Below are 7470 nucleotides of genomic sequence, written 5' to 3'. Positions count from 1 at the left end.
ATCCGCCTGGCCCGCGTCGCCAAGGGCCGCCACAACATCGTCACCTTCACCAACGGCTTCCACGGCGTCACCATGGGGGCGCTGGCGACCACCGGCAACCGCAAGTTCCGTGAAGCGACGGGCGGCATCCCGACCCAGGGAGCCAGCTTCATGCCCTTCGACGGCTACCTCGGCGAAGGGGCCGACACGCTCGACTACTTCGAAAAGCTGCTGGGCGACAAGTCCGGCGGCCTCGACGTTCCCGCCGGCGTGATCGTCGAGACGGTGCAGGGCGAGGGCGGCATCAATCCGGCTGGCCTGGACTGGCTGAAGCGGCTCGAGGGTATCTGCCGTGCCCACGACATCCTGCTGATCGTCGATGATATCCAGGCCGGCTGCGGCCGCACCGGCAAGTTCTTCAGTTTCGAGCACGCCGGGATCGTGCCCGACATCGTGACCAACTCGAAGTCGCTGTCCGCCTACGGCCTGCCGTTCGCCCATGTGCTGATGCGCCCCGAGCTGGACAAGTGGAAACCGGGCCAATACAACGGCACCTTCCGCGGCTTCAACATGGCCTTCGTGACGGCTGCCGCCGCCCTCCGACACTTCTGGAGCGACGACAGGTTCGAGCGCGATATCCAGCGGAAGGGGCGCATCGTCGAGGAGCGGTTTGCCAGAATTGCCGCCTCGCTGACCGAGATGGGCTATCCCGCGAGCGAGCGGGGCCGCGGCCTGATGCGGGGCATCGACGTGCGCGACGGGGACATCGCCGACAAGATCACGTCGAAAGCCTTCGAGAACGGTCTGATCATCGAAACCGCTGGCCAGGACGGCCAGGTCGTCAAGTGTCTATGCCCGCTGGTCATCAGCGACGAAGATCTGCTGGAAGGTCTGGATATCCTGGAGCGCAGCGCCAGGGAAGCCTTCGCTTGAGTCGTTCACCGATGTTTCGAGGCGGCCCCCAGGGCCGCTCTCTCTGTCATTCAGCAGTAGTCATCCACCAAGGAGTTGTTATCGATGATCGTACGTAATCTCGATGAGTGCCGGAAAACTGATCGCTTCGTCAAAGCCGAAAACGGCAACTGGGACAGCACTCGCCTGATGCTGGCCGAGGATAACTGTGGCTTTTCGTTCAACATCACCCGCATTCATCCGGGTACGGAAACCCACATCCACTACAAGAACCACATCGAAGCGGTGTTCTGCTACGAGGGCGAAGGTGAAGTGGAAACCATTGCCGACGGCAAGATCCACAAGATCAAGGCCGGCGACATGTACCTGCTGGACCAGCACGACGAGCATTGGCTGCGCGGCAAGGAGAAGGGCATGACCGTCGCCTGCGTCTTCAGCCCGGCATTGACCGGTCGCGAGATCCATCGTGAAGACGGCTCCTACGCGCCTGCAGATGAATGAACCTCAACACGCCAGCGTTCATTCGGCACAAAAAAGACCGCTTATGCGGTCTTTTTTTGATCCTGACCTCCTCCCAGAAACCGGATTCACCGGCAATGTGAAATTCCCGCTACGTTTATTCTGATAGCACGAGATCTCGCGATGGAGCCTCGACTTGGTGCCGTGAAAACAGAATACCAACGACTAATTCGCCAGTATTTTTTGAAGGGTACGGCCTTTCGAGAAGTCATCGACGCTGAGCTGCGGTAGGTCGTAGAGAGGCTCAACAACCTGCCCGCAGCGTCTGGGTTATCGGACTCCGGTCCAGGTATTTTGAGTGGATACTCAGGCTCATTGGAAATGCGTTTTTCTAAGGTAATTTCGATTGGCTAGCAATCATAGATAAAGTTGTGTAGTGATCAATCTGAGCTAAGAACTGCTTGGCTTCCTTTTTAAAGGCTGCTAATGCTTGTCCAGATAGCTGCTTGCCTTCCGGCAATTTGACGCGCATGGCGTCGACTTGATTGTTGTTAACCATTAACTCGTAATGAAGATGAGGTCCCGTGCTACGACCCGTATTGCCGGATAGTGCAATCTTCTGGCCTCTGGAAACGCGCTCGCCTTCAGATACCAAGCGTTTGGATAGGTGCATATAGCGAGTCTTGTAGCCGTTATCATGACGAATCACAACGTAGTTTCCAGCGCCATTTTTTTGATAGGCCGACTTGGTAACACGTCCATTTGCTGGAGATTGAATCGAAGTGCCAGTGGTTACTGCAAAGTCAGTGCCTTGATGCGGACTAACTCGGCCGGTGATTGGGTGCTTTCGCCGCAAGTTAAAAGGCGAGCTTATCCTGTAGTCGCCTTTAAACGGTTTCCGGTTAAATGCCGGGGAGAGGCTGTAGCCTTCAGAGGTATAAAAATTGTCATCAGCAGGATTTCTAACGATAGCTAGGTCCCTTTTATTGCCTTTGTAGTGAGCAGCAAGGATGCGCGAATCAGTAGCCTGACCCTCAATCATATCGGTTTCTACCAAAACTCGGAATTGATCTCCTCGCCGGGCAGCACGGCGAAAATTTATCTTTTTCGAAAGTAGATCGCTCAGATCAGACACTTCTGAGTAAGATAAGCCAGTGGCGCTGGCTGACTGAGCAAAACTGCCATTGACGGTTCCTGAAAACAATCGCTGCGTTTTCTGAGCCGTTTTCTCAAAACGAGTAACCTCAAAGCTCTTGCTGTCGTGGTCGCGTTCAATGAGGAGGCCGGAATGTGCGTCCTTCATGATTCGCAGTGCCAATAATTCACCAGATTCGTTAATTTTAAAGTCAAAGTTATCACCGACACGCCAGCGAGTGAATGTCCTTTTGTCCGGGATTTCTTCGAGAATCTGCATAACTTCACCATAGCCTAGTCCCAGAATGCGTTCGGCCATGTCCGCGAAAGTATCGCCGGATTGAATGGTATAAGTTTCCCAAGATGGGACGAATCTTTCGTTGGCTACCAGTTCTTCTTCCAGGTCTACTTTTTCATCGTTATGTATTAGGTCGACAGATGAACCAACATCGGAAGCCCCGCCAACTTCGCGATCGTTGGCTTCTGTTGACGAGTCGGTAAGTCGAATCGCCATGTGCAGCGCCTGGCTATCCAGTTCGCTAGCGTCTTTAGTACTTTCCGGCTTGGTTGTAGGAACGCTGGGGTTTAATGGTGTAGCCGCACGAACAACGCTGTCTTGGACAGTTGTTTCAGAAACGCGAGTAGTTTCAACTTCGTCTGTTACCAATAGGGGGCTTTGTGGCGAGTCTGCCGTGGGCTTGGTAAGTCCGGTGGAAGCCTGAGCGGGGCCCGTATATTTGTAGTTGGTGCTGACTTTAACAGCTGTCATGGTGTCAGCTTGAGCTTGGAAACGAGGAGATAACTCAATGCTTGGCGAACTAGCCTCGTTAAGGAGCGCATCATCTCCATTAGAAGCTTTTAACACAGAGAAGATTTCCTGCGCTCCTAGTAACGTGACTAGCGTAGCTATAGGTAAAATCAGTAATTTTCGGCTGCGAGGCAGGAAGCGAAGGATTCTTAGCATGAGAGCTTATGATAGACCAAGTGAAGTGAAATGGCGGCACTTTACCCCAAACAACACGATGTGCCTACCCTACAGGGCAAGCCTCTGCGCATAATGACATTTTGTAGTGGCTTGCCTAACTGTCGATAACGGTGTCTTTTAGCTATTTCGCCTGCGTACCCCGGATATAACCAGCGCTGCTGACAATAGCCAGGTTGGCCAGCTTCCGGTGCGTGTGAATGGCGTTTCTCCCCGCATGGCCCGGATTTCTCCGTTGAGGGTGGTCATCCTGAATTGAGTCGCGCGATCGATAATGCGACCTTGCGGGTCGATGATGGCCGTCACCCCATTGTTCGTTGCCCGCATAACATAGCGACCATTTTCAAGGGCGCGTAGCCGGGCCATTTGCAGATGCTGAAGTGGCCCGATGGAGTCACCGAACCAGGTGTCGTTGGACACCGTGAGCAACACCTCAGCGTTATCGGCGCGTTGTGCCACTAAGTCCGGGAAAATAATTTCGTAACAGATCGCCGTGCCGATGCGCAGTCCAGCGGCTCGGATCGGGCCTTGTTCGGAATTGCCTGCCGTGAAGTCTGACATCGGCAGATCAAAGAAAGCGATAATGCCACGTAGCTGTTTTTCCATCGGGATGTATTCACCGAACGGTACCAGATGCGACTTGCGGTACACATCCGTAACCTCGCCGGCACCGACTACGGCATTGTAATAGCGGCCCGAGTCGTCGCGCTGCACGATACCGGTGAGCAGTTCGGCTCCTGATGGCAAAGTAGCCTTAACCCGCTCCAACAGCGGCTCGGCTTGACGCTGATACATAGGAATCGCCGTTTCCGGCCAGATAACCAGATCTATGTCTTCAGCAATGTTGCGGGTCAATCGGGCATAGGTGCTGACTGCGTTACGCTGCCCCTCGTTTGTCCATTTGCTTAGCTGGGGTAGATTGCCCTGTAACAGGCTCACTTGTACGGGCTCCTTGCTGGGTATGGTCCACTGAGTAGGAAGCATCAGGGGGAACAGCCATAGAGCGGCGATCGTGCCCCCTGCCCACCAGCGTCGACGCAGGAACTCCACCCCCAGCGTGCCCGTCAGGGCGGTAACCAATGTCAACAGCAGCACCCCGCCAACCGGGGCCAATGGTGCTAAAGGAGAATCGACGTGCGCGCTCCCCAGCAATAGCCAAGGGAAACCGGTGAAAAGGTATGTCCGTAGCACTTCAATCAACACCCACGCGCCGGCGAAGGAGAGAAAGGCTAGACGCGAGCCAGTAAAGCGCCGATAGAACCAGAAGGGAATGGCATAGAAAAGCGCCAAGGTGGCGGCAAACAGGGCTGTAAGGAAAACCGATAGCGGCACCCCCGTGTAACCGTACTCATGGATCGACACGTAGACCCATGAGGTTCCCGTGGCGAACAGCGCGATGCCATAACACCAGCCTCGCAGGGCTGCCTGACCCGGTGTCAGGTCATCCAGGCCTGAGTAAATGAGGCCGACGGCGACCGGCCCCAGCCACCAAAGCTCGAAGGGAGAGAAGGTTAGCGTCGTTAGAGCCCCTGCGAAGACCGCTAACACGCATCCCATCCAGGGGCGACAAGAAAATCGCATGGGTTGCTCCTTAACGTGACGGGCCACTTTTATCAAAAACGCCTCGGAAAAACATTATGGCCATTCTCAAAAGTCATGCTTCTATTGGCCGTCGCAGTCGTTCGCAAGTCGTTTTCTACCCGCCTCGCATGCTTCACTACCAGTAAGACGATGCGGCTTGACTCTATAGCCACTAGAAGGTTTAGAGTTTGAGCAGAGAAATTGAACGAGGTAACTTTTCATGCCAGCTACACATACCGAAGCATCCGGTAACCCATACCAGTGGACCGTTCAAGGCATGGACTGTCCAAGCTGCGCAGGCAAGATCCGTGGTGCGGTGGAACGCCTGAAAGGCGTTTCCGACGTTCAGGTTTCGGTGATGAAGGAGACGCTGAGGCTTGGGCTGGACACGCGACAAACCTCAATGGAGCAAGTCGAGAAGACCGTCAAGCGGCTTGGCTATGGCGTCCAGTTCAAGCCCGCTGCCGCCGGACAGGACAGTGATCCGGACGAGAGCCATTCACACGGCGGCTGTGACGGTAGCCACGCTCACGACCACGACCACTGTCACGGACATGACCATGACCGCGACGTGACGATGGCGACAGCCGAAGAGGCCGATACCGAGGGCACGCTCAGCTGGAAGGTCGGCGGCATGGACTGCGCCAGTTGCGCGGCGAAAATTCGTGGCGGCGTGGAGAACCTGCCGGGAGTCTCCGACGTCAAAGTGTCGGTGATGAACGAGACGCTCACGCTGAAGCTCAACGAACAGCAAACCTCGCCGGACAGCGTCGAGAAATCGGTCAAGCGGCTCGGTTACAGTGTAACGCCGCGCGGCGCCATAACCGGTAATGGTTCCAATGGCGCCAGCACCACAGCTGACGAAGGCGCCGCCGAGGCGGTGTCGGCCTCACCGAAACGCTGGTTTCTGCATGGCAAGGGCCGGCTGGTGGTCATGACCGGGGCTGTCCTGCTGGCCGCCGTGGCGGTGCGCCTGGTGGCCTCGGAGTCTCTGGCTTATTGGGGCTTCATCCTGGCGTGTCTGGTCGGGCTGGTTCCCGTGGCGAAACGCGCCTTTTCTGCCGCGCGCGCGGGCATGCCGTTCACCATCGAGATGCTGATGACCATCGCTGCGGGTGGCGCGCTGTTCATCGGTGCCGCCGAGGAGGCGGCGCTGGTGGTCTTCCTGTTCGCCGTCGGCGAAGTGCTTGAAGGGGTGGCCGCGGATCGTGCCCGCTCGAGTATTCGCGCGCTAGGTGATCTAGTGCCCAAGAGCGCGCTGGTCGAAGACGCACAGAGGGCGACTCGCAAGGTCAATGCCGCGAATCTGAAGATTGGTCAGATCGTCGTCGCGCGACCCGGCGACCGGATTCCTGCCGATGGGCAGATCATTGAAGGAACGTCTTCTATCGATGAATCGCCGGTGACCGGTGAATCGGTGCCCAAGAGCAAGACCCTCGACGAGTCGGTCTTCGCCGGGTCCATCAATAATGATGCCGTGCTGCGTATTCGCGTCACCAAGGCGCCCGAAGACAATACCATCGCGCGGATCATCCGCTTGGTGGAAGAAGCACAGGAAGCCCGTGCGCCCACCGAGCGTTTCATTGATCGCTTCAGCCGTGTCTATATGCCCGCTGTGGTCGGTACCGCGCTACTCGTTGCGATCATTCCTCCGCTACTTTTCGGCGGCGCTTGGGGTGAATGGACTTATCGAGCCCTGGCGCTGCTGTTGATTGGCTGCCCGTGTGCGCTGGTAATTTCGGTACCGGCTTCGATCGCCTCGTCGCTGTCTACCGGGGCACGCCGCGGGCTATTGTTGAAGGGGGGCGCGGTGATCGAGTCCACCGCCAAGGCTAGCCTCGTGACCTTCGACAAGACCGGCACCCTGACCGCCGGGAAACCAGTCGTTACCGACGTGCAAGCGGCTGCCGATGACCACGATGAGGCTGATGTCGTTGCCTTGGCCGCCAGTGTCGAGGCCGGCTCCAGCCACCCGCTCGCCGAGGCGGTGTTGAATCATGCCGAATCGCGTCATATCGCGTTTTCTCAAGGGTCGGACGCACGCGTCATCGCCGGCCATGGTGTCGAGGCAAGCGTGAACGGTCATCGTAGCTATGTCGGTTCGCCACGCTACGCTGAAGACCAGGGCGTACTGACAGAGGCTCTGAAGACGCGGATCGCTGCGCTGGAGGAGCAGGGCAAGACGGCCGTCGTGGTGTTTAGGGACGGCGTGATCGTCGGACTGATCGCCATGCGTGACGAGCCGCGCACGGACGCCATCGACGGCATCAAGGATCTCCAGGCACTGGGCATCCGCTCGGTGATGCTGACCGGTGACAACCCCCGTACCGCGAAAGCGATTGCCGATCCGCTGGGCATCGAGTTCCAGGCAGGCTTGCTGCCTGACGACAAGGTCACGGCTATCAAGGGAATGGTCGCCAAGG

The 7470-nt window shown here is 57.0% G+C and carries 5 protein-coding genes; 3 read left to right on the top strand and 2 right to left on the bottom strand.

Annotated features, from left to right (window positions below; genetic code table 11):
• Both AC3AYF_RS15890 and AC3AYF_RS15885 read left to right on the top strand, forming a co-directional pair.
• Window positions 1-912: aminotransferase class III-fold pyridoxal phosphate-dependent enzyme (locus tag AC3AYF_RS15890; protein WP_487779987.1), on the top strand; the 912-nt coding region annotated here is incomplete at its 5' end.
• Window positions 913-996: 84 nt separating this feature from the next.
• The gene (locus AC3AYF_RS15885) at window positions 997-1392 is read left to right on the top strand and encodes an ectoine synthase (RefSeq protein WP_295036150.1); all 396 of its coding nucleotides are present in this window, start codon (window positions 997-999) and stop codon (window positions 1390-1392) included.
• A gap of 349 nt (window positions 1393-1741) precedes the next feature.
• On the opposite strand, the gene AC3AYF_RS15880 is transcribed toward AC3AYF_RS15885, so the two are convergent.
• Window positions 1742-3448 (bottom strand): peptidoglycan DD-metalloendopeptidase family protein, encoded by a 1707-nt coding sequence (locus AC3AYF_RS15880; protein WP_487779986.1) that lies wholly within the window; start codon window positions 3446-3448, stop codon window positions 1742-1744.
• A 138-nt stretch (window positions 3449-3586) separates the two neighbouring features.
• Entirely contained in the window at window positions 3587-5047 is a 1461-nt protein-coding gene (gene lnt, locus AC3AYF_RS15875; protein WP_071230019.1) for an apolipoprotein N-acyltransferase, read from the bottom strand.
• Window positions 5048-5267: 220 nt separating this feature from the next.
• On the opposite strand from lnt, the gene AC3AYF_RS15870 reads away from it, so the two are divergent.
• Window positions 5268-7470: heavy metal translocating P-type ATPase (locus AC3AYF_RS15870; RefSeq protein WP_487779985.1), on the top strand; the 2203-nt coding region annotated here is incomplete at its 3' end.

It is taken from the genome of Salinicola sp. (genome assembly GCF_982684285.1).
Note: the sequence above shows the minus strand (reverse complement) of the source record. Positions and strands in the feature narration are given on the sequence as shown.

Excerpts from the sequence above, each read along its gene's own strand:
- AC3AYF_RS15885 (WP_295036150.1), top strand. The coding sequence starts at position 997 with ATGATCGTACGTAATCTCGATGAGTGCCGGAAAACTGATCGCTTCGTC.
- lnt (WP_071230019.1), bottom strand. The coding sequence starts at position 5,047 with ATGCGATTTTCTTGTCGCCCCTGGATGGGATGCGTGTTAGCGGTCTTC.
- AC3AYF_RS15880 (WP_487779986.1), bottom strand. The coding sequence starts at position 3,448 with ATGCTAAGAATCCTTCGCTTCCTGCCTCGCAGCCGAAAATTACTGATT.